Origin of the sequence: Marinobacter sp. (assembly GCF_041690615.1) — a bacterium.
Classification (GTDB): Bacteria; Pseudomonadota; Gammaproteobacteria; order Pseudomonadales; family Oleiphilaceae; genus Marinobacter.
In genome coordinates this window covers 27,204-51,544 of sequence record NZ_JAWLGY010000016.1, presented here as the reverse complement: position 1 = coordinate 51,544, position 24,341 = coordinate 27,204, and the positions used below count along the sequence as shown (strand labels likewise).

The window sequence follows — 24,341 nt, the reverse complement described above, 5'->3', positions numbered from 1 at the left end:
TCATGTCTCTCTTAATGAAGAAGCATCCAGGCCGCGAACGGCCAGTTTCCGTGCAAGGGCCCGGTCTACTGCGGCGCCGAACCCGGACGGTAGCTGAGGGGCTACATCCAGGACCCAGCAGCGATCATGGGCGAAAGGCTGAATCTTGACAGCGTCCTTGGCTGTCATCAACACAGGGAGCCCGTTGCCGGTGGCGATATCCTGTTCAGTATATCGATGATGGTCCGGGAACGCCCGGCCCTCAACCTGGGCCCCCAGATCCCTGAGCTGGTCAAAGAAGCGTCCGGGGTTGCCGATACCGGCCAGGGCCATGCATTTCCTGCCCTGAAGCCATGGCCCGGGGTCATGCGTGACCCCGGTCAGCAGGTGGCGCACTCCTGCCGGCTGAAGCGTCATGGCATAACGCCGCGGGTGCTCAGGCACACGCTTTCCAGGCAGGCCATTAACCACCACCAGGTCAACATCCTGCAGTCGCCCCACCGGTTCCCGCAGCGGCCCAGCCGGCAGACTGACACCATTCCCCACACCCCTTGCGCCGTCAAAGACAGCAATTTCCACATCCCTGGCCAGGGCATAGTGCTGAAGTCCGTCATCACACAGAAACAGATTACCGAGCCCCTGCTGCAGGGCCATGCGTGCCGAGGTCAGACGTTGCGGGTGAACGACAACCGGGCAACCGGTCTGGGTCGCCAACATTACCGGCTCGTCACCAGCTTCGGCCGGATCCGTATCAGAGTTAACCCGCAGAGGAGTATCGCCGGAACGCTTGCCACCGTATCCCCGGGACAGAATGACCGGTCGCCAGCCCTGCTCCCGGAAATGGGAAGCCAGCCACGCAGTCAACGGAGATTTTCCGGTACCCCCGACGGTGATGTTACCCACCACTACCACCGGCACCGGTAACGGTTCCGCAGAGGCTGTCAGCCGGTTACGGCGCCAGCTGGCCACTGCACGGTAGAGCCAGGAAAACGGCAGCAGGGGCCACAAAAGGGGCCCCCGCCCGTACCACAGCCGTTCGGTCAGATCGGTCATTCGCCTTCACTGAACTGCATCTGGTGAAGCTGGGCGTAGGCACCGCCGGCTTCCAGCAATTGCTGGTGGTTGCCATCCTCCACGATATGGCCAGACTCCATCACCAAGATGCGGTCGGCCTTTTCAATGGTGGACAGGCGATGGGCAATCACCAGGGTGGTGCGTCCTTTCATCACCACTTCCAGCGCTTCCTGTATATGGCGTTCGGATTCGGTATCCAGGGCCGAGGTGGCCTCGTCGAGAATCAGTATGGGAGCATCTTTCAACAGTGCCCGCGCAATCGCGAGACGCTGCCGCTGGCCACCGGACAGCATGACGCCATTGTCGCCCACCATGGTGTCCAGCCCGTCGGGCATCCGTTCGATAAACTCCATGGCATGGGCCTTGCGAGCAGCTTCGATGATTTCCTCACGGGACCGGTCCCGCAGGGAGCCGTAGGCAATATTGGCGGCGATGGAGTCGTTGAACAGCACAACATTCTGGGTCACCAGGGCGATCTGGGCCCGCAATGCGCTCAGGCTGAATTCGGTGATCGGGCGTCCGTCGATAAGGATCCTGCCCTGGTAATATTCGTAGAACCTCGGCAGCAGGCTCACCATGGTGGATTTGCCGCTGCCCGACCGGCCAACCAGTGCCACGCTCTGCCCCGCCGGGATGTCCAGGCTGATGTGATGGAGCACATCGTCCAGGTTGTCCTGGTATCGGAAGCAGACATCATCGAAAAGGATATCGCCCTGGACCCTTACCGGGGCGTACCGGCCATCATCCCGCTCCGGCTCTTCGTCCATAGTGCCAAAGACATCCTGAGCGGCGGCAACCCCTTTCTGGATCTTGCTGTGCACCGAGGTGACCTGCCGGATGGGCTTGGCCATAGTGGCCGCCGCGGTAATAAACGCGACCAGCTCGCCAGTCGTCATGGTGCCGCGGATTTCCGGTGCCAGCATGACCCAGACCAGGGCAGCAATAGCGAAGGCAACGAGCACCTGCACCACCGGGGTGGCGATGGCCTGGGTGGACGCCATTTTAAGGCCCTGTTTCATGGTGCGGTCGGCCACTTCTCCGAACCTTTCCCGCTCGTACTCCTCTCCGCCAAAGGTTCGCACCACCCGGTAGCCGGTGATGGACTCCGATGACACATGGGTGACATCCCCCATGGAACTCTGGATACGACGGCTGATCTTGCGAAAGCGCTTGCTGGCGTAACTCACCACCAGGCCTATCAACGGACCGATAGCCACGAACACCAGGGTCAGTTTCCAGTTGGTGTAGACCATGAACGTCAGCAGTCCGACGATGGTCAGCCCTTCCCGAAGCAGGATGGTGACAGCGCTGGTGGTGGCGTCGGCCACCTGCTCCACGTTGAACGTCAGCTTGGAAACCAGGCGGCCGGAGGCGTTGTTATCGAAGTACCGGGACGGCAGCGCAAGCAGACGGTCAAACACCTGCTTGCGCAGGGCATTGACCACGTGCCGGCCGACATAGGCAATAAAGTACTGCCCCATAAAGGTACCCACGCCCCGGAAGGCGAACACACCCACAATCATCCCGGTGAGCATGATACGGTTCTGGGCACTGGGGTTCTCGATGGCTTCGATGACGTACTCCATCGCAGCCGCCATGCCAGTGGATGCAGCGGCATAGATGATATTGCCGATCACCGCCAGCGAAAACGCGATCCAGAAGGGTTTGACGTACCTGAGCAGACGACGGTAGGTCTGCCAGTTGGAAACTTCAGCTTGGTTCATTGCCCCGCCAGGTGATTACCGGAATTGAGGGGTCTCTGCGCGGAAATGGGCAGAAACGTCCTATGAGTCATCCGAAGTGGGATCCGTGGTGAAACTGATCCGGGTGAACCCCAGCTTGCCGGCAACGTCCATGGCCCGGATGACGAACTCATGTGCCGTACGCGCATCGGCCGTGATCACAAACGGCAGGCTATTGCTGTCACCGGCCACGTCAAGGATCGCCTGCTCCAGGGTCCCCCGGCGATTATTGACCAGGGTGCGACCATTCACAATGTAATGCCCCTCGGCGTTCACCACCAGATCAATCTGCTCAACCTCGGTTGTAACCGGCTCACCGTCCGCCTGTGGCAGCTGGATATTGAGGTGAGTGTCGTCCGGCAGGGTGGTGGAGACCATCAGGAAAATCAGCAGCAGGAACACCACATCAATCAGGGGCGTCAGGTCCACGCCCACTTCGCGGCTACGCTGGCGTTGGAATTTCACGGCCGTCAGGCTCCCTCAACGTCGATTTCGCGATCACCGTGGACCACTTCCACCAGTCGAACGGCTTCCTGCTCCATACCCACAACGAGCGCCTCAATGCGCCGGATCAGGTAGCGGTGAGCTATCAGTGCAGGAATGGCGACAGTCAGGCCGGCAGCTGTGGTTACCAGGGCCTCTGATATACCACCGGATAGTGTTGAGATATTGGCGGCTCCTGCACCCTGCATCCGGGAAAACACCTTGATCATACCGATTACGGTACCAAGCAGCCCCAGCAGCGGCGTAATGGTGGCGATGGTGCCAAGCGGGTTCAGGAATCGCTCAAGGTCGTGGATGACCTGGGCTGCTTCCTGTTCAATGCTCTCCTTCATGACCTCACGACCATGCTTGGCGTTCATCAGGCCACTGGCCAGTACCCGCCCGGTGGGCGACGATGCCTGCAAGGCCTTGAGCTTGCGACCATTGAGCTCCCGCGCCTTGATCCAGCGCCAGAGCTCGGCCATGACATCCGGTGGCGCCACGCGAGACGGACGCAAGGTCCAGAGCCGCTCCAGGATAATGGCCAGTGCCAGAATGGAGCACAACACAATAGGCACCATCACAATGCCGCCCGCTTTCAGAAGCTCAAACACGCACAGTCTCCCCTGATCTGTTACAAGCGGCGCTACTTTAGCATAGCCACGAAATCAGACCACATCCGAAAGCGACGTATGGGAAGGATTACTCATTCGTATGCCGGCGAATCCAGAAGGGAGCGTCCTGTCTCCACTCGGAGACGTCAACCCCCTCCTGTTTCAACTCGAGGCGAATGGCGCCCGAAGTCGCCGTATTCAGCAAGGCACTTCCGGCATCCCGGTACCGGGCAACCACATCGGGATGGGGGTGGCCATAGCGGTGACGGTAACCGGCAGTAAAAATGACCCGCTCCGGCGAAAGGTCACGAACGAACCCGGCCCCGGACGACGTCTTGCTGCCATGGTGTGGAGCGATTACCGTGAGTTGCCCCTGCCGGTCCACCAGTTGCCGGTTCTCCCGCAGCATATGGCGTTCGGTGCGGGCTGAAATATCCCCGGGCAAGAGTGTCTGGTGGCCGGCGTATTCCAGCACCAGCACACAGGACAGGTCGTTGGCATCCTTGCCGGCAACCCCTTGCCCTGCCTGCCAGAAACGGACCCATACCTGCCCGACCCGGACAGGTTCGCGGCCACGACAGCTCTCGGCGGATTCCTTGATGTCCGCCGGCAAACGGCCGGGTTCGCCGGCGATAATGTGGCGAGGCCGGTACCGGCCCAGCAATGCCGACAGGCCCCCGGCGTGGTCCTGGTCACCGTGACTGATTACCAGGGTGCCGAGGGCACGAATACCAATACGATCCAGCGACGGGATCAGCACTTCCGATACGGCGTTATAGCCAGAGGCCGACTCCGGGCCGGTATCATAAAGCAGGGTCTCGCCCTCATGCTCCAGCAACACTGACAACCCCTGCCCCACATCCCAGATCCACACCCTTGGCGATGGCTGCCAGGCATTGCCACCGTGACCGACATTGACCAGCAATAACAGGGCCGCCGCTGCAAGACTCGCCAGGCGAAGCCAGTTGCCGGGCCACCAGAGCGCCAGCAACACCAGCAGCGCGAAGGCAAGCGCTATCCAGACTGGCAGCCGGCCTGAAGGCATGTCCAGCTGCGCCAATTGCACCAGCACCCACCATAAAACGCCCAGCACGTAATCCAGCACAAGCAGAACCGGCTCTGGTAACACCCCACCCGTCACCAGCAAAATCACGCCTGCCGCCAGCAAAAGCGGCATAACCAGCAACGAGAGCCAGGGAATGGCGAACAGGTTCGCCATCAGCCCGGCCCAGGCGGCGCCCTGGTCAAGTATCGCCAGAACCGGCCAGAGGCCGGCAAAAACCGCAGACTGCGCAAGGATCAGGGCCTTCAGTGGTCCGGGCCTGCCGTGCAACCGGCTGAACACCAGGATCAGCACGGCAACAGCTCCAAACGACAGCCAGAACCCCTGATCCAGAGGCCCGAAGGGGTCCGCCAGCAGTACCAGCCCCATAGCCACCAGCCAGCCCTGCCAGGCACCGCTGATACGGCCTCCCAGCAACAACCATCCGGCAATGGCAACCATGACCAGCGCCCGCCGGGTGGGTACCGTGAAGCCTGCAAGCAGTGCATACCCCGCAGCTGCCAGGGTCACCAGCAGCCAGAGACGGAAACGCTGCTGTCGCGGAGTCATGCCCACCATCGGCAGGCGGACAAGCGACCATCTCAGTAATAATCCGGCGATGCCAGCCACCAGACCCAGATGCAGTCCGGAAATTGCCACCAGATGAATGGTCCCGGTGGCTTCCAGCACCGTCCAGTGCGCATTTTCCATCTGCCCCCGATAACCCAGCAACAGGGACAACGCCAGGGCCTTGTGATCCATGCCCTGCAGGGCCTTGTCTGCGGAACTGATCAGGCCCTGGCGCCAGCGATGGTAGCCACAGCTCAGACCGCACCGGCCAGCCAGGTTTGCCTCAAGGGTACGGACGGTGCCGGTGGCCCCGTATCCCTTACGGAACAACCAGGTCTCGTAACGGAAACCCCCGGGGTTGACCGCACCATGGGGTCGCTTAAGCACCACAGTGGCCGTCAGCGGACTGGGCAACGCCATTGTTGCCTCTTCTCCGTACCAGGCTAGGCGGACACGTGCCGGAACACCCTCGGGGCGGTCGCTGTCGAGGCACAGGCTGAAACGGACGCTGCCCCAGGCTCCGGGTGCCGAGGCAGAACAGAGAAAGCCGGAGACCGTCAGGGGCTCACCCTCCAGGGCCGGGTCGAGCCGGTCGCCGAGGCGCCATTGGGCAAAAACGGACGCCCAGAGCAGCCCTGCCAGCAAACAGAGGATAAACAACTTCGGAACGGGAGCGAGGCCGCCAGGCCTTGCGGTAATCACTATCAGGGCCAGGCCTGCGCATGCCAGCGCCCATGGTGGCGTGAAAAGCCCGGAGTAAAGTATGATGACGCCGCAGGCAAAGGCGGCGATCCCTGTTCCCATCAGTTGGACCGTCCCTATCCAGACAAGGCGCTCTCCTGCACCTTGTGTGTCCAGTCAGGCAGACACGCGGGCCCCGGATCCCAGTTTCCCCGGACTGCCCCGGCAAACAGGCTTTTCTTCGATATGCCGAAGAAGTTCATGAAACGCTATATCCCGTCGCCGGAAAGGGTGCGCTCTATCGAGTCGCTGCGCTTTCTCGGGGATATTGTCCATGAACCGAACCTGTGGCACATCAACCGTCACAGTGTTGCCCGTGCCTTTCTTATCGGAGTGTTCCTGGCGCTCATCCCCATGCCGCTCCAGATGCTGGCGGCGGCTTTTGGTGCAGTGATGCTCAACGCCAACCTGCCGCTGTCCGTTGCACTGGTATGGATCAGTAACCCGCTTACCATGCCGCCTATCTTCTACTTCAACTACAAGATCGGCGCGATATTGCTGGACCGACCCGTCATCACTTTCGAATTCCAGTTTTCCTGGCACTGGTTCAGTGAGCGCATCGTGGAAATCGGCATACCCCTGTACATTGGCTCTGTGGCCGTGGCCACCGTGTCAGGGTGCGTCAGCTACCTTGTGATCCAGTACCTGTGGCGGCGCAAGGTCCGCAAGGACTGGCGCCGGCGCCGAAACGAGCTATGAGGACATTGGCAGCGGGTGAAGCGTGCCCTGTTCCAGTTTGAGCACGCGCCCCAGGCTCCGGGCCATCCCCATATCGTGGGTAACGACCACGAAGGCAATACCCAGTCGGTCCCGCAATCCTTCGATCAGCCGCTGAACGCTTTCACCGGTCTGCTCGTCCAGGTTACCGGTGGGCTCATCCATCAATACACACTCAGGCTCGTTGACCAATGCCCGGGCGATCGCTACCCGCTGGCGCTCACCGCCTGACAACTCACCCGGCTTGTGGGCCAGACGCTCACCCAGCCCCACCTGGGCCAGCATGGCGTCAGCCTTATGACCGGCCTCGCGCACTGACATCCCCCCCAGGGTACAGGCCAGCATGACGTTCTCCCGGGCTGAAAACTCCGGCAGCAGATGATGAAACTGGTAAACAAACCCCAGGTGCTGGTTACGGAACCTTGCACGCCGGGCCTCACTCATACGATGGATCGGCTCGCCACAGATGCTGATATCGCCAGTGGAGGGCTTGTCCAGCCCGCCCAGCAGGTTCAGCAGGGTGGTCTTGCCGGCACCACTGCTACCGACGATAGCAACGGTTTCACCAGCCTCCACCGTCAGGGATATATCGGAAAAAATGGTCAGGGTTGCAGGCCCCTCCCGATAAGTGCGGGTCAGGTTGCGGCACGCTATGACCGGGCGTGAATCGGTTTGCATGGCAGTGTCCTTATTCATACCGGAGAGCCTCCGCCGGATCGACGCGGGATGCCCGCCACGCCGGGTACAGAGTCGCCAGCAGGCTCATGACCAGGCCGGCACTGCTGATTATGGCCACGTCCGGCCACTGCAGGTCCGACGGCAGGTAACTGATGAAATAGACATCGGCGTTCAGGAACTGATGGTTCAGCAGACTCTCCAGGCCGCTGATCAGGTCACTGATGTAGAGCGCACCCAGGATGCCCAGCCCCATTCCGACAAGGGTGCCGAACACCCCGATAATGGCCCCCTGTATCATGAAAATACGCATGATTCGCCCCGGGGTCGCCCCCATGGTACGCAGAATCGCGATGTCACCGGTCTTGTCGGTCACCACCATCACCAGGGTTGAAACAATGTTAAAGGCAGCAACCGCCACAATGAACATCAGCAACAGCCCAATAATGGTTTTCTCCATCTGGATGGCACTGAACAGGCTGCCATGGGTACGCGTCCAGTCCGAGATAAAGTAGCGTCCACCCAGACTGACTGCCGCCTCCTCAACCACCGCAGGGGCAGCGAACAGGTCATCTACCAGCAGGCGGACCCCTTCCGCCAGCCCCCCGGTTCGCATCAGTTTGCCGGCATCATCCATGTGGATCAGGGTGTAGTTGCCATCAAGCTCGGCCCCGGTGCTGAATATCCCGGCGACCGTGAAGCGCTTGAGCCTCGGCATGACCCCCGCAGGACTGACCGAGGCTTCCGGCAGCACCACCGTCAGCTTGTCACCCACCTGCAGGCGCAGGCTAGCTGCCAGTGGCCGACCCACGATAATGCCAAATTCTCCGGACTTCAGATCATCCAGGCGACCCTCGATCATCTGGCTGGAGATAATGGAAACCGAATCTTCCTCTTCCGGAATAATGCCCTTGATCAGCACGCCTCGGACGTTGCCGCCGCCGGTCACCATGCCCTGGCCTTCGATGAAGGGCGCAGCGGCCAGTACCCGCGGGTGTTCCGCTACCTGCCGGTCCACCGCCTCCCAATCTGCCAGATAGGGATCCCCTTTCACGACGGCATGCGGCACCATGCCCAGGACTTTCTCCTTGAGCTCCCGGTCAAAACCATTCATCACCGACAACACGATGATGAGCACCGCCACGCCAAGCATCAGGCCAATCATGGAAGTCAGTGAAATAAAGGAAATGAAGTGATTTCGTCGCTTGGCTGCGGTGTACCGCAGGCCGATATAGAACGAGAGGGGTCGAAACATACAGGTCGCCTGTCACTACCGGAAGTCGAATCGGATGCCCCCGCCTGCCTTGCCACCGGGAAGCTGCTAAACTGTTCAAAAAACGGGTATTCTGCCGGAAACCGTGGTGCGGGGCGAGCCTGGCTGGGGCCCGCACCTGCCCGGACGGAGCGCCCCGATTTCAAACACCCGCTGTGGAGCCCTGATGAGCCCGGACCCGCAAAATCCAGACCGACGTAATTTCTTTCGTATCGAGGACCGGATCGGCCTGGAGTATCATCCACTGTCAGCCGATGATACGTCCATTACCGATCCTTTCAGTGAGGACCACCTGGACGGGCTGAAGGCCGAACTGAAACGCCTGGACCAGGAATTCCGCAGTCAGCTGCCTGTGCTGGCTGAACGGGACCGACTGGCGGCCTCCCTGTTCAAGTCACTGAACGGCAAGATTGATACGCTGGCGCGCATTATGGCCTTTGAGCAAAATCCGTTGCAACCGCAACAGTGGCGCAACGTGACCCTTAGTGAAGGTGGCGTAAGCTTTCTGGTACCCCGGGGCGAGTTTGCGGTTGGCGACGTCATGGCCCTTAGACTCACCCTGCCACCAGAGCTGTACCGGCCTCGGGCACGGGCCGAAGTCGTGGAGCTTTCCCCGACTGCTACCAACAACTATGCGCACCTTGAGGAAATACATACAACCTTCATCGACATATCGGAAGCCGACCGCCAACAGATTGCGAAACACGTCATGCGATGGCAGATTCGCCAGAGACAGGGCGGTCATCCGTCGCAATAATGGGCGCCATAATTACAGAAGTTTCAGGAGAGCTGACCATGAACAAACTGATGTCCGCGGCACTTGCCGCGAGTCTGGCCGTTTCCGCCCTGAGTGCCGGCTTCTCACAACCGGTACAGGCAGAGCAGGTCAAAGTGCCGGTGATGTCCCAGGGAGACCGGGACTCGGTGGCACTGCCCGGCACCGGTCAGTCTCGCGAGGCCGTGCGGCAACGGTTCGGTGATCCGGTCAGCACGTCCGGACCGGTGGGTGATCCGCCCATCAGCCAGTGGCACTACGACAATTTTGTCGTGTATTTCGAATACAACCATGTAATTCACGCCGTAGCCCGGCATAATCGCTGATTCGTGTATCCCGGGCCTGTGACGGGCCTGCGCCAAACCGGTAGAATGCAGCCCGTCCCTACGGTAACCGCCCGCTGGCGGTTCCTGACCCTGAACCACTGACAGGATGGTTGCTATTTTGACTTCGACACGCGCGATGCCTGCCGAATGGGCACCCCAGAGTGCCGTCATGCTGACCTGGCCCCACCCCGGTACCGACTGGTTCCATCGCATGGACGACGTGGAACCGGTATTCATGGCCATCGCCCGGGCTGTTCTCCGGTTCCAAAATCTGCTTATCAGCTGCGAACAGGTCTTCCGTGCCGAACAGCTGGACCGGGAACTCAACCAGTGGGCCCGGCAACACAACCTGCCCGGACGCGCACACTGTGTTGCGGCACCCGCCAACGACACCTGGTCCCGGGATCATGGTCCCGTCGCCGTCATGACACCGGACGGCTTACGGCTGCTGGACTTCCGATTCAACGCCTGGGGCGGCAAGTTTCCCTGGGAGAAAGACAACGCTCTCAATCAGCACCTGGCGACAGCCGGCTGTTTCGGCGACACACCGCTGGAAAAGGTGGACTTCGTGCTGGAGGGAGGCTCCATTGAATCCGACGGCGAAGGCACATTGCTGGTGACCAGCGAATGCCTGATGACACCGACCCGCAACCCGGAGTACGACCGTGCGGCTATTGAGACATTGCTGGGTGACACCCTCGGCGCAGAACGGGTGCTCTGGCTTAACCACGGTTACCTGGCCGGAGATGACACTGACAGCCATATCGACACACTGGCTCGCTTCGTCAGCCCCGGGCATATCTGTTTCGTCCGTTGCGAAGATCCGGAGGACGAGCATTACCCTGCCCTCAATGCCATGGAGGAGGAGCTTCGCCAGTTCCGCCAGGCCGACGGCACATCCTACCGGCTCACCCCCCTGCCCTGGCCGGATGCCATTATTGACGATGAAGGCCAGCGTCTGCCAGCCACCTATGCCAACTTCCTGATTATCAACGGCGCGGTACTGGTGCCGGTGTATGACGTACCCCAGGACGAAGCGGCGCTGATCACCTTCCGGGAAATCTTCCCGGATCGGGAAATCATTCCCGTTCCCTGTCGCCCGCTGATCGAACAGCACGGCAGCCTGCACTGCGTCACCATGCAGTTGCCGGCGGGAGTCGTTGAGCTATGAAGCAGAACACACTTCGTATTGCCGCTATCCAGCAAGCCTGCGACAGCAACAAGCAAAACAGCCTCGCCACCACCGAGCGCCTGGTCCGCAAGGCCGCAGCGGGCGGCGCAGGGCTCGTGGTGCTGCAGGAACTCCACACCACCCTGTACTTCTGCCAGACCGAAGACAGTGCCGTGTTCGACCTGGCGGAGCCCATCCCCGGGCCCACCACAGAGCGCCTGGCTGACCTGGCACGGGAACTGGGCATCGTCCTGGTGGGCTCCGTATTCGAACGGCGCATGAACGGGGTTTACCACAACACGGCGGTGGTGCTGGAGGCCGACGGTTCACTCGCGGGCATCTATCGCAAGATGCATATTCCGGACGACCCGGGTTTCTACGAAAAATTCTACTTCACCCCGGGCGATGCCACCTTCAACAACGGGCATAGTGGTTTTACCCCCGTCGATACGTCGGTGGGCCGGCTCGGCGTGCTGGTCTGCTGGGACCAGTGGTATCCCGAGGCCGCCCGACTGATGGCCCTTGCCGGCGCCGAAATGCTTATCTATCCGACAGCGATCGGCTGGGACACCACCGACGACCCGGAAGAACAGGCCCGCCAGCTGGAAGCCTGGGTGACTGTGCAGCGCGGCCACGCCGTGGCCAACAACCTGCCGGTGATCGCCCCCAACCGTATCGGCACCGAACCGGACCCCAGCGGCCACAGTGCCGGCATCCGCTTCTGGGGCAACAGTTTCATCTGCGGCCCCCAGGGGGAGTTCCTGGACCGGGCTGATGATCACCAGGAAACCATCCTCACCGCCGATATTGATCGCCATCGCAGCGAGTCCATCCGGCGCATTTGGCCGTACTTCAGGGACCGGCGGATAGATGCCTATGGCGACCTGCTCAAGCGGGTCCGTGACTGAGTCCAGAACCACCGGGAGCCCCATGAAGAAACTGATCGATGCCGCGATCACTGAGCTCAACCACATTGTCCTCGGCAAGGAGCAGCAGATCCGGCTGGCCCTGTGCGGTTTGCTGGCACGGGGGCACCTGCTGATCGAGGATATCCCCGGCATGGGCAAGACCACCCTGTCCCATGCCCTGGCCAGGGTCATGGGCCTGAGCTATCAGCGTATCCAGTTCACCAACGATCTGCTGCCGGCTGATGTACTCGGATTTTCCATGTACGACCGCGAGGCCGGCTCACTGGTATTCCACCGGGGCCCGATCTTCGCCCAGGTAGTGCTGGCCGACGAGGTCAACCGGGCCTCGCCGCGAACCCAGAGCGCCCTGCTCGAAGCCATGGAGGAACGCCAGGTTTCTATCGAGGGGGAAACCCGCCCGCTTCCCTGGCCGTTCTTTGTGATCGCCACCCAGAATCCGGTGGAACAGGGGGGCACCTATCCGCTGCCCGAATCCCAGCTCGACCGGTTCCTGATGCGTCTGCGACTTGGCTATCCGGACCCCAGGGCCGAACGGGAGCTGCTCGAAGGCGAAGACCGCCGCCAGATGACCGAACGCCTGCGCACCATGTTCACCCCGGAAGACCTGGAGACCCTGCAGCAGGCGGTTGCAAGGGTAAGTACCAGTCCGGCCCTGCTGGACTATATCCAGGGCCTGCTGGAAGCGAGCCGTCGTATGCCCGGGCTGGTCTACGGGCTGTCCCCCAGGGCGGGCCTGGGCCTGATGAGGGCTGCCCGGGCCTGGGCCCTGATGCATGGCCGCCACCATGTGCTGCCAGATGACGTTCAGGCAGTTTTTCCCGCGATCGCCAGCCATCGCCTGGAACAGGGCGACAGCGGCAAGGGCGAGCAAAGGGTACAGCAGCTGCTGGAGCAGGTGCCGGTGATTAGCCGGGGCTGAGGGCGGGCAGCTATAGCGCTTCTCAATCGCTGGAATTGCGCCAATCAAATTCGCGTTTCGTCACCAGCTTGGTATGCTCTCGCTCCTCAGAAACTGCTCCGCTGTTCCAGGTTGCGCTGAATCATCCGATGGATCTTCAGAGGCGCCCTTGATAGACAGCCGGACGCCCCGATACTCATAATGACGGTAATCCGGCAACGCCCACCGCCGTTGCCCCGAACTTCAAGAGACGAGCAATGACCGACAGCAAACATTCCCGACTGATCATCCTCGGTTCCGGCCCCGCGGGTTACACCGCCGCTGTTTATGCCGCCCGCGCTAACCTCAACCCGACACTGATTACCGGTATCGAGGTGGGTGGCCAGCTGACCACCACCACCGACGTGGATAACTGGCCCGGCGACAACGATGGCGTGCAGGGTCCGGAGCTGATGCAGCGGATGCTCAAGCATGCCGAGCGGTTTGAAACCAGCATCGTCTACGACACCATCAACGAGGCCGACCTGCGTAACCGCCCGTTCCGTCTCAAGGGCGACAGCGGCGAATACACCTGTGACGCGCTGATCATTGCGACTGGTGCGACAGCCATGTATCTGGGACTAGAGTCGGAAGATAAGTTCAAGGGTCAGGGGGTATCCGCCTGCGCCACCTGTGACGGCTTCTTCTACAAGAAGCAGAAGGTCGCGGTTATCGGCGGCGGCAACACTGCCGTTGAAGAAGCCCTGTACCTCTCCAACATCGCGGATGAAGTCACCCTGGTACATCGTCGCGACCAGCTGCGGGCGGAGAAGATCCTCCAGGACAAGCTGTTTGAAAAGGCAGAGAACGGGAACGTCAACATCGTCTGGAACCACACCCTCGATGAAGTACTCGGCGACGCCACCGGCGTTACCGGCATGCGTATTCGCAGTACCGAAGACGACAGCACCCGGGAGCTCGACCTGGCCGGTGTTTTCATCGCTATCGGCCATCGCCCCAACACCGATCTGTTCGAGGGCCAGCTGGAGATGGAAGGCGGTTACATCCGCATTCGTAGCGGTCTGGAGGGCATGGCAACCGAGACCAGCGTACCCGGCGTGTTCGCTGCGGGCGACGTAGCTGACCACGTTTACCGCCAGGCAGTCACCTCTGCCGGCTTCGGCTGCATGGCGGCTCTGGACGCCGAAAAGTTCCTTGACCAGCAGGACTGATCGCAGATCAGACACCACCCCGGCCCCGCCGGGGTGGTTAACGGGAGGCGGATACCATGAGCGCCCTGCCCTGGCTTGATCCGGAATACCTGTGGTTTCCTCCGGCCGACAAGGCCCTTGAAGAGCCCGATGGCCTGCTCGCCTTGGGGGGAGACCTCGCCCCGGCACGATTGCTTTATGCCTATCGGCACGGGATTTTCCCCTGGTTCAGCGACGACCAGCCCATTCTCTGGTGGTCACCCGATCCCCGTTGCGTGCTTTTTCCGGCCGAAATCCATATATCCCGAAGCCTGCGCCGTACCCTGAACCGGGAACATTTCCGCATCACCACGGACCTGGCTTTCCGCCGCGTCATCCACCTCTGCGGCTCCACCCGCCCGGAAGGCACCTGGATTACCGATGACATGGAGCAGGCCTACATTGACCTGCACCGTCAGGGGCACGCTCACTCCATTGAAGCCTGGAACCCTCGCGGTGAACTTGTTGGCGGCCTGTACGGACTTGCCATCGGGCGCTGCTTTTTCGGCGAGTCCATGTTTTCCCTGGAGACCAATGCCTCCAAGACCATCCTGGTGCATCTGTGTGGCCAGCTACTGGCAGGCGGTTATCAACTGATGGACTGCCAGGTGGAGAGCCCCCACCTCCTGCGCATGGGTGCCCGGACTATCCCGCGGCCGGATTTCTTATCTATACTGGAGGAGAACATCGACCGGCCTCCGCAACAGGAACAGTGGCATCTGAACTGGACCTGGCGGGGCCGACATCCGGAGAACCCTGCATGAGCAGCCTCAGAACGCTGGTATTTTTCGCCACGCCGGCCCATAGCTGCAGTTACCTGCCGGACCGGGATGCCACCACCATGTTCGTGGACCCGAGGGCCAGGGTCGACAAACGGCTGTACTCCCAGTTGACCGCCCTGGGCTTTCGCCGGAGCGGGTCCCACTATTACCGACCGCACTGCGAACACTGCAATGCGTGCGTGCCGGTACGCCTGGATGCCCGGGCATTTCGCCCGGACCGTTCCCAGCGACGAGTCTGGAAGCGCAACCAGGACGTCAGCTTCCGCCTGGTTCCGGCGCAGTTCACTGAGCGCTACTATCAGCTTTATGCCCACTACATCAACGAACGCCACGCTGACGGCGATATGTACCCGCCTTCCCGGGACCAGTTCCAGTCCTTCCTGGTGGAAGGCGCTACCGACAGCTGGTTCCTGGAAATGTCCCTGGGTGACAAGCTGGTTGGGCTGGCCGTCGTTGATATCCTGGAAGACGGGTTGTCAGCTATCTACACCGTGTTCCATCCGGACCACGACGACCGAAGTCTGGGCACCCTTGCCATCCTCTGGCAGGTGAAGGAAGCCCGTGTCCGGGGACTGCCCTGGGTCTACCTGGGATACTGGATTTCCGAAAGCCGGAAAATGAACTACAAGACCCGCTTCCGGCCCATAGAGGCGTTGCTGGACGGCACCTGGCAGGCATTCAGCCCCGATACCGGTGACCGGGAAGACCCTGCCCGGTAGCACATCTGCGCCTCTTGTTTTTTCGCAAAAAAGCCGCATTTTTTGCCAATGGCGCATAAATGAGGCAGAATTGCGCCATTCCGGAATCAGGGAAACCCAATCAAGCGAGGTTCTTACTGAATGGCGAAATCAGATGTCATTGAAATGGAAGGCGTTATTGTAGACACCCTTCCGAATACCATGTTCCGTGTCGAGCTGAGCAACGGCCACGTTGTTACGGCCCACATCTCCGGCAAGATGCGCAAGAACTATATCCGCATCCTCACTGGCGACAAGGTGAAGGTCGAGCTGACTCCCTACGACCTGAGCAAGGGCCGCATCGTTTACCGCGCCCGTTGATTGCCGCCAGGCCGGGCCTGCAAACAGCAGCCTGACATCTGTGCAAACAGAAAGCCCCGCCAAGGCGGGGCTTTCTTCGTTGTTGCCACGATATACGTGGCTGCAGTGAACCTGGCCGCTACACCGCTTCGGCTGGCTCGTTCTCATACTCGAACACCAGCTCACCATCCTTGAGGTGGACATTCACTTCGCCACCATTCTCCGACAGGGCCCCGAACAGGATCTGCTCTGCCAGCGGACGCTTGATCTTGTCCTGGATCAACCGTCCCATGGGACGGGCCCCCATGGTGGGATCGTAGCCTTTCTCTGCCAGCCAGAGCTTGGCCTCATCGTCCACATGGAGCACCACGTGCTTCTCGTCCAGCTGGGCCTGGAGTTCGGTGAGGAACTTGTCCACCACATGGGTGATGGTCTCCGGCGCCAGGCCACCGAACTGGATAATGGAATCCAGGCGGTTGCGGAACTCCGGCGTGAACATCTTGTTGATCACCTCCATGCCATCGGTGCTGTGGTCCTGCTCCTGGAAGCCGATGGAACGACGGCTGATATCCTCCGCACCGGCGTTAGTGGTCATCACCAGAATGACGTGGCGGAAGTCCGCCTTACGGCCGTTGTTGTCGGTCAGGGTGCCGTGGTCCATGACCTGCAGCAGCAGGTTGAACACTTCCGGATGTGCCTTCTCGATCTCGTCCAGCAGCAGGACGCAGTGGGGATGTTTGTTCACCGCCTCGGTGAGCAGGCCGCCCTGATCGAAGCCGACGTAGCCCGGGGGTGCACCGATCAGCCGTGACACGGTATGCCGCTCCATGTACTCGGACATATCGAAGCGTACCAGCTCGATGCCCAGTACCTTGGCCAGCTGACGAGTGACCTCGGTCTTGCCCACACCGGTGGGGCCGGCAAACAGGAAGGCACCTTCGGGCTTCTCTGGCGCCTTGAGTCCTGCCCGGGCCAGCTTGATGGCATTGGACAGGGACTCGATGGCAGCATCCTGACCGAAGACAGTCATCTTCAGGTCCCGCTCCATGTTGCGCAGCAGGTCCTTGTCGCTGCTGGACACACTCTTCGGCGGAATACGGGCAATGGTGGCCACCACATCCTCGATGGCTGATACACCAATCACCTTGCGACGCTTGGCTTCCGGCAGCAGCCGCTGACGGGCCCCGGCCTCATCGATCACGTCGATGGCCTTGTCCGGCAAGTGGCGGTCGGAGATATACCGGTCAGCCAGCTCTGCAGCAACCCGCAACGCCTTGTCGGTGTACTTAAGATCATGGTGCTTCTCGAAGTGCGGCTTGAGGCCCTTGAGGATCTGGTAGGTATCCTCGACGCTGGGCTCGTTGACATCAATCTTCTGGAAGCGCCTTGCCAGCGCGCTGTCCTTCTCGAAAATGCCCCGGAACTCGGAGAAGGTGGTGGAACCAATGCAGCGGATCTCACCAGAGCTGAGCATGGGCTTGAGCAGGTTTGAGGCATCCATCACCCCGCCGGATGCGGATCCGGCACCAATGATGGTATGAATCTCGTCAATGAACAGAATGGCCCGCTTCTCTTTCTTGAGCTCAGCCAGCAGTCCCTTAAGCCGCTTTTCGAAATCCCCCCGGTACTTGGTACCCGCCAGCAGCGCGCCCAGATCCAGAGAATAAACGACCGCATCGGAAATGATTTCAGGTACCTGTCCATCCACAATACGGCGTGCCAGGCCCTCGGCAATGGCGGTCTTGCCAACGCCGGCCTCGCCCACCAGCAGCGGGTTGTTCTTGCGGCGGCGCACCAGTATCTGGACCACCCGCTCCACTTCGTGCTCACGGCCGATTAAAGGGTCGATGCGGCCCTGGCGGGCCTGTTCGTTCAGATTGGTGGCGTAAGCCTCAAGCGGCCGGTTGGAAGAGCCCTCTTCCGCGGCCTCTTCCTGCGCTGCCGCGTCCGGGGCCTCCTGGTCTTCGGCGCCCTGGACCCGGGAGATGCCGTGGGACACAAAGTTCACCACGTCAATCCGCGCGATATTCTGTTTCTTCAGCAGGTAGACAGCCTGGCTCTCCTGCTCGCTGAAGATGGCCACCAGCACATTGGCCCCGGTAACCTCCTTCTTGCCGGAAGACTGCACATGGAACACCGCCCTCTGCAGCACCCGCTGGAAACCCAGGGTCGGCTGGGTTTCCCGCTCACTGTCACTGCCGGGAATCAGCGGTGTGGTGGAGTCGACAAACTCTGTAAGTTCATCCTGCAGACGCTGCAGGTCCGCCCCGCAGGCTTTGAGGACGCCCACTGCCGAATCGTTGTCCAGCAATGCCAGCAGAAGATGCTCAACCGTCATGAACTCATGACGCTTGTCGCGGGCATTCCGGAAAGCGGCATTCAGCGTAATTTCAAGATCTTTGCTCAGCATGGGCCACCCCACCTAGGTCGTCAGTCCGCACGTTCAATCTCGCATAGCAGCGGGTGCTCGCACTCCGAGGAATACTGGTTCACTTGCGCTGCCTTCGTTTCCGCGATGTCTCGGGTATATACCCCACATACGGCCTTTCCCTGCGTATGGACGAGCAGCATCACCTGCGTCGCCTTTTCTTCGTTCATTCCGAAGAACTTCATCAGCACATCCACGACAAAATCCATGGGTGTGTAATCGTCGTTCAGGAGCACCACCCGGTATCGGGCCGGGCGTTTCAGGGCCGGTTTCTCTGGCGCCACACTGACGCCGTCTTCACGACCGGGTTCGTCCTGACCGTCCTGATCCCCCTGATTCAATATTAGTAGAGAATTTCTCAGTGTCCGCATGATTCTCTTACCGGATGTCGGTTTCTGTGACATAAGATGGATGTCCGCAGGCGGGTTTTCAAGCTGGGAGTCTGCGCGGCAGACTCCGGGCAGGCCTTTCCAGGGGCCTTTCGGTGTGACCGGCTGACAGGCAGCCCGCCGGGCGCCAGGGCATGAATCACGGTTCATCGACAACCACACCTTCAGACCGCGAAAACACCTGCGGGTTCAGCCCCACATGATACCTTTTCGGCCCTCACCAAAACAGCCGGGGTCTGAACGGGTCCAGACGTTACCCTGGCCAGAACATGCATATGAAAACTGCGAACCACACGCGGCAGAATTGTCAGGCAACCCATAGACGTATATATGGGTGCGCCTGCCCATTAGATCAACTGCTTTTAACAAATCACCGATTATAACCCCGCCAACTGCAAGCCCCTGAAATTGCGCGTCTTACCAGCAGGCACTCACCCCTTAACAATGACGTAATGTGCACAATCAGTGATTCCCGCCAGTTTGGTATTGACTCCCACCGGCGATTGATCAAAAGTAAATCCTGCAATGTAAAATTGTGTAAAACGCCGTAAACAAGCGGCCTCAGGGCGCCGTTGATTACGACAGATAATGACCGGACAAGGGAGTTCATCATGCCTAGGGGCAAAGTAAAATGGTTCAATAACGCCAAGGGTTATGGCTTCATTATCGAAGAGGGCTGCAGTGACGACCTGTTTGCACATTTCTCCTCGGTACAGATGGAAGGGTATAAAACCCTGAAAGCCGGCCAGCCGGTAACCTTTGACAAAAAACCCAGTGACAAGGGCGTTCATGCCGTCAATATCGTCCCTGAGCAACAGGCGGGGACCCAGGGGCGCGAAGCCGGCGAACAGCACGAGCAGCCACGCAGTAACGTGGTCCGCATGGTCAACGGCTGACCGGCGACACGCTCCAAACAGGGCCATCCCCCGGTGTTGGCGACTCTGCTAACATGTCGGGATGGCTACCCTTATCCTGCTGAATAAACCCTTCCATACCCTCTGTCAGTTCAGTGACGAACAGGGGCGCAGCACCCTGGCGGATTACGTCAGGATACCGGGCGTATACCCCGCTGGCCGACTGGACTATGACTCTGAGGGGCTGGTGCTGCTGACCGATGACGGCACACTCCAGCACCGCATTGCCTCTCCCCGCCAGAAAATGCGCAAGACGTACCTGGTTCAGGTGGAGGGTGAAATTACCGACGAGGCCCTTCAGAAACTCCGGCAGGGCCTCCAACTCAAGGACGGACTGACCCGGCCTGCTGACGCCCGCCGTATCGCTCCACCGGCGCTCTGGCCCCGAATACCGCCGGTCAGGGAACGGGCAGAGATACCCACCTCCTGGCTGGAACTGACGCTCACCGAAGGCCGCAATCGCCAGGTTCGCCGGATGACCGCTGCGACCGGCTTCCCCACACTCAGGCTGATACGCTGGTGTATCGGGGAATGGACACTGGAGGGGCTGACACCTGGCCAGTACCGGAAACAGACCGTCCACATGCCGACCACAGCCGCCAGGAAGCGCCACGCCCCATCCGGGCAGGGTCCGCGTAAACCTCCGCAACGACATCATCGCAAATCCCAGTGAGGACCACTTATGACATGGAAACCCCATGCCACTGTTGCCGTTATCGTGGAAGACTCCCACGGCCGTTATCTGCTGGTGGAGGAGCACAGTGATGGCAGGGTGGTATTCAACCAGCCCGCGGGGCACATTGAGAAAGGTGAAGCGGTGATCGACGCCGCCCGCCGTGAAGCACTCGAAGAAACCGGCTGGCAGGTGGAACCCCATGCGTTTCTCGGCATGTACCGGTATATCGCCCCGGCCAATGGCCGCACATATTTTCGCTTCTGCTTCGCTGCTACGGCGCAGGCGCATGTCAGTGACGAACTGGATGATGGCATCATTGCAGCACACTGGCTCACCCTCGAACAGATCCGGGATCTCGGGGATCGCCTGCGCAGCCCCATGGTGCTTGACTGCATACTGGATTACCGAGAGGGGCGCCGCTATCCGCTGGACGTGATCGTCGAGCCGGGCGCGTCCTGATTCCAAACAGTGTTACAATCGCCAACCCGACATTCACCGGCAGCTGTATTTGATCGCCATGAACCAGACTTCCTCCAGAAAACCTGAAGATACCCGAGTCATCGTCGGCATGTCCGGTGGCGTGGATTCCTCCGTGGCCGCCTGGCTGCTCAAGTCCCAGGGATACCGGGTTGAAGGTCTGTTCATGAAGAACTGGGACGAAGACGACGGCACCGAATACTGCACCGCCATGACCGACCTGGCGGACGCCCAAGCGGTGGCTGATGCCATCGGCATCCCCCTGCACACGGCGAGTTTTGCGGCCGAATACTGGGATCGCGTGTTCGAACATTTCCTTTCCGAATACAGCGCCGGGCGCACGCCCAACCCGGACATCCTCTGCAACAAGGAAGTGAAGTTCCGGGCATTTCTGGACTATGCGGTCACCCTCGGCGCCGACTACATCGCAACCGGCCACTACACCCGTCAGCGCCCGGATCCGGATCACCCCGGCCGCGCGCTGCTGCTCAAGGGACTGGACGACAACAAGGACCAGAGCTACTTCCTCCATGCGGTATCCGGCGAACGCATTGCCCGCACCCTGTTCCCTGTTGGAGAGCTGGAGAAGCCCGAAGTCCGTCGTATTGCCGAAGAGCAGGGCTTTGTCACCCACGACAAGAAAGACTCCACCGGCATATGCTTTATCGGCGAACGCAAGTTCAGCGACTTTCTCAGGCAGTACCTGCCGGCCCAGCCCGGTGAGATCCAGACCCCGGACGGCCAGGTCATTGGCCGGCATCAGGGGTTGATGTACCACACCATCGGCCAGCGCCAGGGCCTGGGTATCGGCGGCCTGCCGGATTTCGGGGACGAGCCGTGGTATGTGGCGGAGAAGGACCTGACGCGGAATGTACTGGTGGCCGTACAGGGCAAGCATCACCCGCTGCTGTTCTCCCGGGGCCTTGTCAGTGGTCCGGTAGACTGGGTGGCCGGTGAGCCCCCGGCGCAACACTTCCGCTGCAAGGCCAAGACCCGCTACCGGCAGCCTGACCAGGACTGTGAAGTCAGCGTGACCGCCACCGGGACCCGGGTGGTGTTCGATGACGTCCAGCGCGCTGTCACACCGGGCCAGTCGGTCGTTTTCTATCAGGGCGACACCTGTCTGGGCGGCGCCGTGATCGAAACGACCTGGCGAGACGGCGAGCAGGAACCCACCGTGCCGACGGGTGTGGAGGCACAAGCGTCTTGAGCAAGAGCATTGCTGACCAGACCCTGGCCCTCGCAGGCGTATTCCAGGCGGCCACCCTGGTCAGCCAGGTGGCCCACCAGGGGCACTGTGCCGAGTCCACCCTGGAGACCTGCGTGCAATCACTGTTCGTCACCAACCCGGACAACACGCTGGATGTTTACGGTGGTGAACTGATGAACTTGCGGGAGGGCCTGGACGCCCTCGCCAAGATTCTCAGTAACCAGACCCGCCAGCAGGATATGGACATCCTTCGTTACAGCCTGAACCTGATCCAGCTGGAGTCCACCCTGAACCGGAACCCGGACATGCTCACCGCCATCGGCCAGCGCATCGACCAGGCCCGTCATACCGCCAACCATTTTGGCTATGTGCACGGTAACCTGATCAGTAACCTGGCATCCGTGTACCAGGACACCATCAGCACCTTCCGTCAGCGTATCCAGGTTACCGGCAATCCCACAGTCCTGCAGCGTGAAGAGAACGCGGCAAAGGTTCGCGCCCTGCTGCTCGCCGGCATTCGCTCGGCGGTCCTGTGGCGCCAGACCGGCGGCCGGCGCTGGCAACTGATCATGCGCCGGCGCAAAGTGGCGGCCACCGCCCGCGCACTGGCTGAACAGGCCAACCAGTCGGTGTACACCCCCCGTTAGCCGTTCCAGGCTGCAACACTCGCTGTGGCGCTGAATTGGCGCGCCTGCTGGTGTATCATACCCACCATCGCATTCACCTGCAGGATAGCCGGCTGGATCCTTGCACGATGGCGCCCCTGGCGTCGGCAAAGCGCACCTCCCCGGCCCTGCCCCGATTCTGACGAGGTTTTAACTGATGGAACTGACCAGCCTGACCGCCATTTCTCCGGTGGACGGCCGTTATGGCAACAAAGTTACGGTATTCCGGGAAATCTTCAGCGAGTACGGGCTGATCCGCAATCGCGTCAAGGTGGAGGTGCGCTGGCTGCAACAGCTGGCAGCCCACCCCGGCATCACCGAGGTCCCCGCCCTGAGTGCCGGCGCCCGGGATGCCCTCGACCAGCTGGTGGAAAATTTCAGCCTTGACGATGCCGAAGCCATCAAGTCCATCGAACGGACCACCAACCACGATGTCAAGGCGGTGGAATACTTTATCAAGGACAAAATTGCGCCCATCGACGAACTGCAGGCGATCACCGAGTTCGTCCACTTTGCCTGTACCTCGGAGGACATCAACAACCTGTCCCACGCCCTGATGCTGCGTGAAGGCCTGGATGACGGGCTGTTGCCGGCGATGGAGCGGATTGTCCAACGCCTTGCCGAACTGGCCCATGAACATGCCGGGCAGCCCATGCTCTCGCGCACCCATGGCCAGACCGCCTCACCCAGCACCGTCGGCAAGGAACTCGCCAACGTGGTTCACCGCCTGCGCCGCCAGCTTGACCAGGTTCGGCAGGTGGAGCTGCTTGGCAAGATCAACGGAGCCGTGGGCAACTACAATGCCCACCTGTCCGCCTACCCGTCAGTGGACTGGGCCGAAAACGCCAGGGACTTCGTGGAAGGCCTGGGGCTGAACTGGAACCCCTACACCACCCAGATCGAACCCCACGACTATATCGCCGAGCTGTTCGATGCGGTGGGTCGCTTCAACACCATTCTGATCGACCTTGACCGGGACCTCTGGGGGTATATCTCCCTGGGCTATTTCAAGCAGAAAACGGTAGCCGGTGAAATCGGCTCGTCCACCATGCCCCACAAGGTCAACCCCATCGATTTCGAGAACTCCGAGGGCAACCTGGGAATCGCCAACGCCATCATGTCGCACCTGGGCAGCAAACTGCCCATCTCCCGCTGGCAACGTGACCTGACCGACTCAACCGTGCTTCGTAACCTGGGCGTTGGCTTCGCCCACAGCCTGATTGCCTACGAGGCCACCCTCAAGGGCCTCGGCAAGCTGGAAGTGAACCCGGCAAGGCTGGCGGCCGACCTTGATAACGCCTGGGAAGTGCTGGCTGAGCCTATTCAGACAGTGATGCGCCGCTACAACATCGAGAAGCCCTACGAGAAGCTCAAGGAGCTCACCCGTGGCAAGGACATGAACCCCGAGCTGATTCGTGATTTCGTGCAAAACCTGGATATCCCCCAGGCGGCCAAAGATGAGCTGATGGCTCTGACACCGGCCGCCTATACCGGTAACGCCGCAGAGCAGGCAGGTAATATCTGA

Annotated in this window: 25 protein-coding genes; 16 read left to right on the top strand and 9 right to left on the bottom strand. The window is 60.8% G+C overall.

The genetic code is table 11. The features are described 5' to 3' along the window. From lpxK to ACESMZ_RS12235, 5 genes are all read right to left on the bottom strand, one after another. Positions 1–1,032, bottom strand: a complete 1,032-nt coding sequence (lpxK, locus tag ACESMZ_RS12255; protein ID WP_372957115.1) for a tetraacyldisaccharide 4'-kinase — start codon at positions 1,030–1,032, stop codon at positions 1–3. Next, a complete protein-coding gene (msbA, locus tag ACESMZ_RS12250; RefSeq protein WP_372957114.1) occupies positions 1,029–2,777 on the bottom strand; it encodes a lipid A export permease/ATP-binding protein MsbA in 1,749 nt (582 codons plus the stop codon). The genes lpxK and msbA overlap by 4 nt, the downstream gene beginning before the upstream one ends. A 60-nt stretch (positions 2,778–2,837) precedes the next feature. Then, entirely contained in the window at positions 2,838–3,260 is a 423-nt protein-coding gene (locus tag ACESMZ_RS12245; protein WP_372957113.1) for an ExbD/TolR family protein, read from the bottom strand. Positions 3,261–3,265: 5 nt separating this feature from the next. Further along, positions 3,266–3,892 carry a MotA/TolQ/ExbB proton channel family protein gene (locus tag ACESMZ_RS12240; protein ID WP_372957112.1) on the bottom strand — a complete coding sequence of 209 codons (627 nt, stop codon included), beginning with the start codon at positions 3,890–3,892 and terminating at the stop codon, positions 3,266–3,268. Positions 3,893–3,980: 88 nt separating this feature from the next. Continuing rightward, complete coding sequence (locus tag ACESMZ_RS12235) at positions 3,981–6,308, bottom strand: DNA internalization-related competence protein ComEC/Rec2 (RefSeq protein WP_372957111.1); 2,328 nt, start codon at positions 6,306–6,308, stop codon at positions 3,981–3,983. Positions 6,309–6,431: 123 nt separating this feature from the next. Here ACESMZ_RS12235 and ACESMZ_RS12230 point away from each other — a divergent pair, with 123 nt between their 5' ends. Next, positions 6,432–6,944 (top strand): DUF2062 domain-containing protein, encoded by a 513-nt coding sequence (locus tag ACESMZ_RS12230; RefSeq protein ID WP_372957110.1) that lies wholly within the window; start codon positions 6,432–6,434, stop codon positions 6,942–6,944. Here ACESMZ_RS12230 and ACESMZ_RS12225 read toward each other — a convergent pair. Together ACESMZ_RS12225 and ACESMZ_RS12220 are read right to left on the bottom strand one after the other, a co-directional pair. Continuing rightward, positions 6,939–7,640 (bottom strand): ABC transporter ATP-binding protein, encoded by a 702-nt coding sequence (locus ACESMZ_RS12225; protein ID WP_372957109.1) that lies wholly within the window; start codon positions 7,638–7,640, stop codon positions 6,939–6,941. The genes ACESMZ_RS12230 and ACESMZ_RS12225 overlap by 6 nt on opposite strands. A gap of 10 nt (positions 7,641–7,650) precedes the next feature. Next, positions 7,651–8,892, bottom strand: coding sequence for a lipoprotein-releasing ABC transporter permease subunit (locus ACESMZ_RS12220; protein WP_372972684.1), 1,242 nt, complete (start codon positions 8,890–8,892; stop codon positions 7,651–7,653). A 184-nt stretch (positions 8,893–9,076) separates the two neighbouring features. On the opposite strand from ACESMZ_RS12220, the gene ACESMZ_RS12215 reads away from it, so the two are divergent. From ACESMZ_RS12215 to infA, 9 genes are all read left to right on the top strand, one after another. Next, positions 9,077–9,667, top strand: a complete 591-nt coding sequence (locus ACESMZ_RS12215) for a PilZ domain-containing protein (protein WP_372957107.1) — start codon at positions 9,077–9,079, stop codon at positions 9,665–9,667. A gap of 38 nt (positions 9,668–9,705) precedes the next feature. Beyond that, positions 9,706–10,011 carry a hypothetical protein gene (locus tag ACESMZ_RS12210; protein WP_372957106.1) on the top strand — a complete coding sequence of 102 codons (306 nt, stop codon included), beginning with the start codon at positions 9,706–9,708 and terminating at the stop codon, positions 10,009–10,011. Positions 10,012–10,147: 136 nt separating this feature from the next. Beyond that, complete coding sequence (locus tag ACESMZ_RS12205; RefSeq protein WP_372957173.1) at positions 10,148–11,182, top strand: agmatine/peptidylarginine deiminase; 1,035 nt, start codon at positions 10,148–10,150, stop codon at positions 11,180–11,182. Then, positions 11,179–12,090: a carbon-nitrogen hydrolase gene (locus tag ACESMZ_RS12200; RefSeq protein ID WP_372957105.1), complete on the top strand. Its 912-nt coding sequence runs from the start codon at positions 11,179–11,181 to the stop codon at positions 12,088–12,090. Before ACESMZ_RS12205 ends, ACESMZ_RS12200 begins: the two co-directional genes overlap by 4 nt. Positions 12,091–12,112: 22 nt before the next feature. After that, positions 12,113–13,030 (top strand): AAA family ATPase, encoded by a 918-nt coding sequence (locus tag ACESMZ_RS12195; protein ID WP_372957104.1) that lies wholly within the window; start codon positions 12,113–12,115, stop codon positions 13,028–13,030. Positions 13,031–13,266: 236 nt separating this feature from the next. Next, the gene (trxB, locus tag ACESMZ_RS12190; protein WP_372957103.1) at positions 13,267–14,220 is read left to right on the top strand and encodes a thioredoxin-disulfide reductase; all 954 of its coding nucleotides are present in this window, start codon (positions 13,267–13,269) and stop codon (positions 14,218–14,220) included. 56 nt (positions 14,221–14,276) lie between these two features. After that, entirely contained in the window at positions 14,277–15,002 is a 726-nt protein-coding gene (gene aat / locus ACESMZ_RS12185; protein WP_372957102.1) for a leucyl/phenylalanyl-tRNA--protein transferase, read from the top strand. Continuing rightward, on the top strand, positions 14,999–15,739 hold the full coding sequence (locus ACESMZ_RS12180; RefSeq protein WP_372957101.1) for an arginyltransferase: 741 nt from the start codon (positions 14,999–15,001) through the stop codon (positions 15,737–15,739). The genes aat and ACESMZ_RS12180 overlap by 4 nt, the downstream gene beginning before the upstream one ends. 120 nt (positions 15,740–15,859) lie before the next feature. Then, positions 15,860–16,078: a translation initiation factor IF-1 gene (infA, locus tag ACESMZ_RS12175; RefSeq protein ID WP_008938619.1), complete on the top strand. Its 219-nt coding sequence runs from the start codon at positions 15,860–15,862 to the stop codon at positions 16,076–16,078. 118 nt (positions 16,079–16,196) lie between these two features. On the opposite strand, the gene clpA is transcribed toward infA, so the two are convergent. Continuing rightward, the gene (gene clpA, locus ACESMZ_RS12170; RefSeq protein ID WP_372972683.1) at positions 16,197–18,467 is read right to left on the bottom strand and encodes an ATP-dependent Clp protease ATP-binding subunit ClpA; all 2,271 of its coding nucleotides are present in this window, start codon (positions 18,465–18,467) and stop codon (positions 16,197–16,199) included. Between the two features lie 20 nt (positions 18,468–18,487). Then, the gene (gene clpS, locus ACESMZ_RS12165) at positions 18,488–18,856 is read right to left on the bottom strand and encodes an ATP-dependent Clp protease adapter ClpS (RefSeq protein ID WP_372957099.1); all 369 of its coding nucleotides are present in this window, start codon (positions 18,854–18,856) and stop codon (positions 18,488–18,490) included. Between the two features lie 629 nt (positions 18,857–19,485). On the opposite strand from clpS, the gene ACESMZ_RS12160 reads away from it, so the two are divergent. From ACESMZ_RS12160 to purB, 6 genes are all read left to right on the top strand, one after another. Then, positions 19,486–19,770 carry a cold shock domain-containing protein gene (locus ACESMZ_RS12160; protein ID WP_372957098.1) on the top strand — a complete coding sequence of 95 codons (285 nt, stop codon included), beginning with the start codon at positions 19,486–19,488 and terminating at the stop codon, positions 19,768–19,770. 61 nt (positions 19,771–19,831) lie between these two features. Further along, on the top strand, positions 19,832–20,461 hold the full coding sequence (locus tag ACESMZ_RS12155) for a pseudouridine synthase (protein WP_372957097.1): 630 nt from the start codon (positions 19,832–19,834) through the stop codon (positions 20,459–20,461). A gap of 9 nt (positions 20,462–20,470) precedes the next feature. After that, the gene (locus ACESMZ_RS12150; RefSeq protein ID WP_372957096.1) at positions 20,471–20,923 is read left to right on the top strand and encodes an NUDIX hydrolase; all 453 of its coding nucleotides are present in this window, start codon (positions 20,471–20,473) and stop codon (positions 20,921–20,923) included. A gap of 58 nt (positions 20,924–20,981) precedes the next feature. After that, positions 20,982–22,151 (top strand): tRNA 2-thiouridine(34) synthase MnmA, encoded by a 1,170-nt coding sequence (gene mnmA / locus ACESMZ_RS12145; RefSeq protein WP_372972682.1) that lies wholly within the window; start codon positions 20,982–20,984, stop codon positions 22,149–22,151. Beyond that, positions 22,148–22,798, top strand: coding sequence for a high frequency lysogenization protein HflD (gene hflD / locus ACESMZ_RS12140; protein WP_372957094.1), 651 nt, complete (start codon positions 22,148–22,150; stop codon positions 22,796–22,798). The genes mnmA and hflD overlap by 4 nt, the downstream gene beginning before the upstream one ends. A 175-nt stretch (positions 22,799–22,973) precedes the next feature. Further along, complete coding sequence (gene purB, locus ACESMZ_RS12135) at positions 22,974–24,341, top strand: adenylosuccinate lyase (protein ID WP_372957093.1); 1,368 nt, start codon at positions 22,974–22,976, stop codon at positions 24,339–24,341.

What these genes read in the sequence shown, in the direction of transcription:
- ACESMZ_RS12150 (WP_372957096.1), top strand. Translation starts at nt 20,471, where the DNA reads ATGACATGGAAACCCCATGCCACTGTTGCCGTTATCGTGGAAGACTCC.
- ACESMZ_RS12215 (WP_372957107.1), top strand. Translation starts at nt 9,077, where the DNA reads ATGAGCCCGGACCCGCAAAATCCAGACCGACGTAATTTCTTTCGTATC.
- ACESMZ_RS12195 (WP_372957104.1), top strand. Translation starts at nt 12,113, where the DNA reads ATGAAGAAACTGATCGATGCCGCGATCACTGAGCTCAACCACATTGTC.
- ACESMZ_RS12220 (WP_372972684.1), bottom strand. Translation starts at nt 8,892, where the DNA reads ATGTTTCGACCCCTCTCGTTCTATATCGGCCTGCGGTACACCGCAGCC.
- clpS (WP_372957099.1), bottom strand. Translation starts at nt 18,856, where the DNA reads ATGCGGACACTGAGAAATTCTCTACTAATATTGAATCAGGGGGATCAG.
- ACESMZ_RS12225 (WP_372957109.1), bottom strand. Translation starts at nt 7,640, where the DNA reads ATGCAAACCGATTCACGCCCGGTCATAGCGTGCCGCAACCTGACCCGC.
- ACESMZ_RS12210 (WP_372957106.1), top strand. Translation starts at nt 9,706, where the DNA reads ATGAACAAACTGATGTCCGCGGCACTTGCCGCGAGTCTGGCCGTTTCC.
- mnmA (WP_372972682.1), top strand. Translation starts at nt 20,982, where the DNA reads ATGAACCAGACTTCCTCCAGAAAACCTGAAGATACCCGAGTCATCGTC.
- purB (WP_372957093.1), top strand. Translation starts at nt 22,974, where the DNA reads ATGGAACTGACCAGCCTGACCGCCATTTCTCCGGTGGACGGCCGTTAT.
- ACESMZ_RS12155 (WP_372957097.1), top strand. Translation starts at nt 19,832, where the DNA reads ATGGCTACCCTTATCCTGCTGAATAAACCCTTCCATACCCTCTGTCAG.
- clpA (WP_372972683.1), bottom strand. Translation starts at nt 18,467, where the DNA reads ATGCTGAGCAAAGATCTTGAAATTACGCTGAATGCCGCTTTCCGGAAT.
- trxB (WP_372957103.1), top strand. Translation starts at nt 13,267, where the DNA reads ATGACCGACAGCAAACATTCCCGACTGATCATCCTCGGTTCCGGCCCC.
- ACESMZ_RS12235 (WP_372957111.1), bottom strand. Translation starts at nt 6,308, where the DNA reads ATGGGAACAGGGATCGCCGCCTTTGCCTGCGGCGTCATCATACTTTAC.
- aat (WP_372957102.1), top strand. Translation starts at nt 14,277, where the DNA reads ATGAGCGCCCTGCCCTGGCTTGATCCGGAATACCTGTGGTTTCCTCCG.
- ACESMZ_RS12200 (WP_372957105.1), top strand. Translation starts at nt 11,179, where the DNA reads ATGAAGCAGAACACACTTCGTATTGCCGCTATCCAGCAAGCCTGCGAC.
- lpxK (WP_372957115.1), bottom strand. Translation starts at nt 1,032, where the DNA reads ATGACCGATCTGACCGAACGGCTGTGGTACGGGCGGGGGCCCCTTTTG.
- infA (WP_008938619.1), top strand. Translation starts at nt 15,860, where the DNA reads ATGGCGAAATCAGATGTCATTGAAATGGAAGGCGTTATTGTAGACACC.
- ACESMZ_RS12180 (WP_372957101.1), top strand. Translation starts at nt 14,999, where the DNA reads ATGAGCAGCCTCAGAACGCTGGTATTTTTCGCCACGCCGGCCCATAGC.
- ACESMZ_RS12205 (WP_372957173.1), top strand. Translation starts at nt 10,148, where the DNA reads ATGCCTGCCGAATGGGCACCCCAGAGTGCCGTCATGCTGACCTGGCCC.
- msbA (WP_372957114.1), bottom strand. Translation starts at nt 2,777, where the DNA reads ATGAACCAAGCTGAAGTTTCCAACTGGCAGACCTACCGTCGTCTGCTC.
- ACESMZ_RS12160 (WP_372957098.1), top strand. Translation starts at nt 19,486, where the DNA reads ATGCCTAGGGGCAAAGTAAAATGGTTCAATAACGCCAAGGGTTATGGC.
- ACESMZ_RS12230 (WP_372957110.1), top strand. Translation starts at nt 6,432, where the DNA reads ATGCCGAAGAAGTTCATGAAACGCTATATCCCGTCGCCGGAAAGGGTG.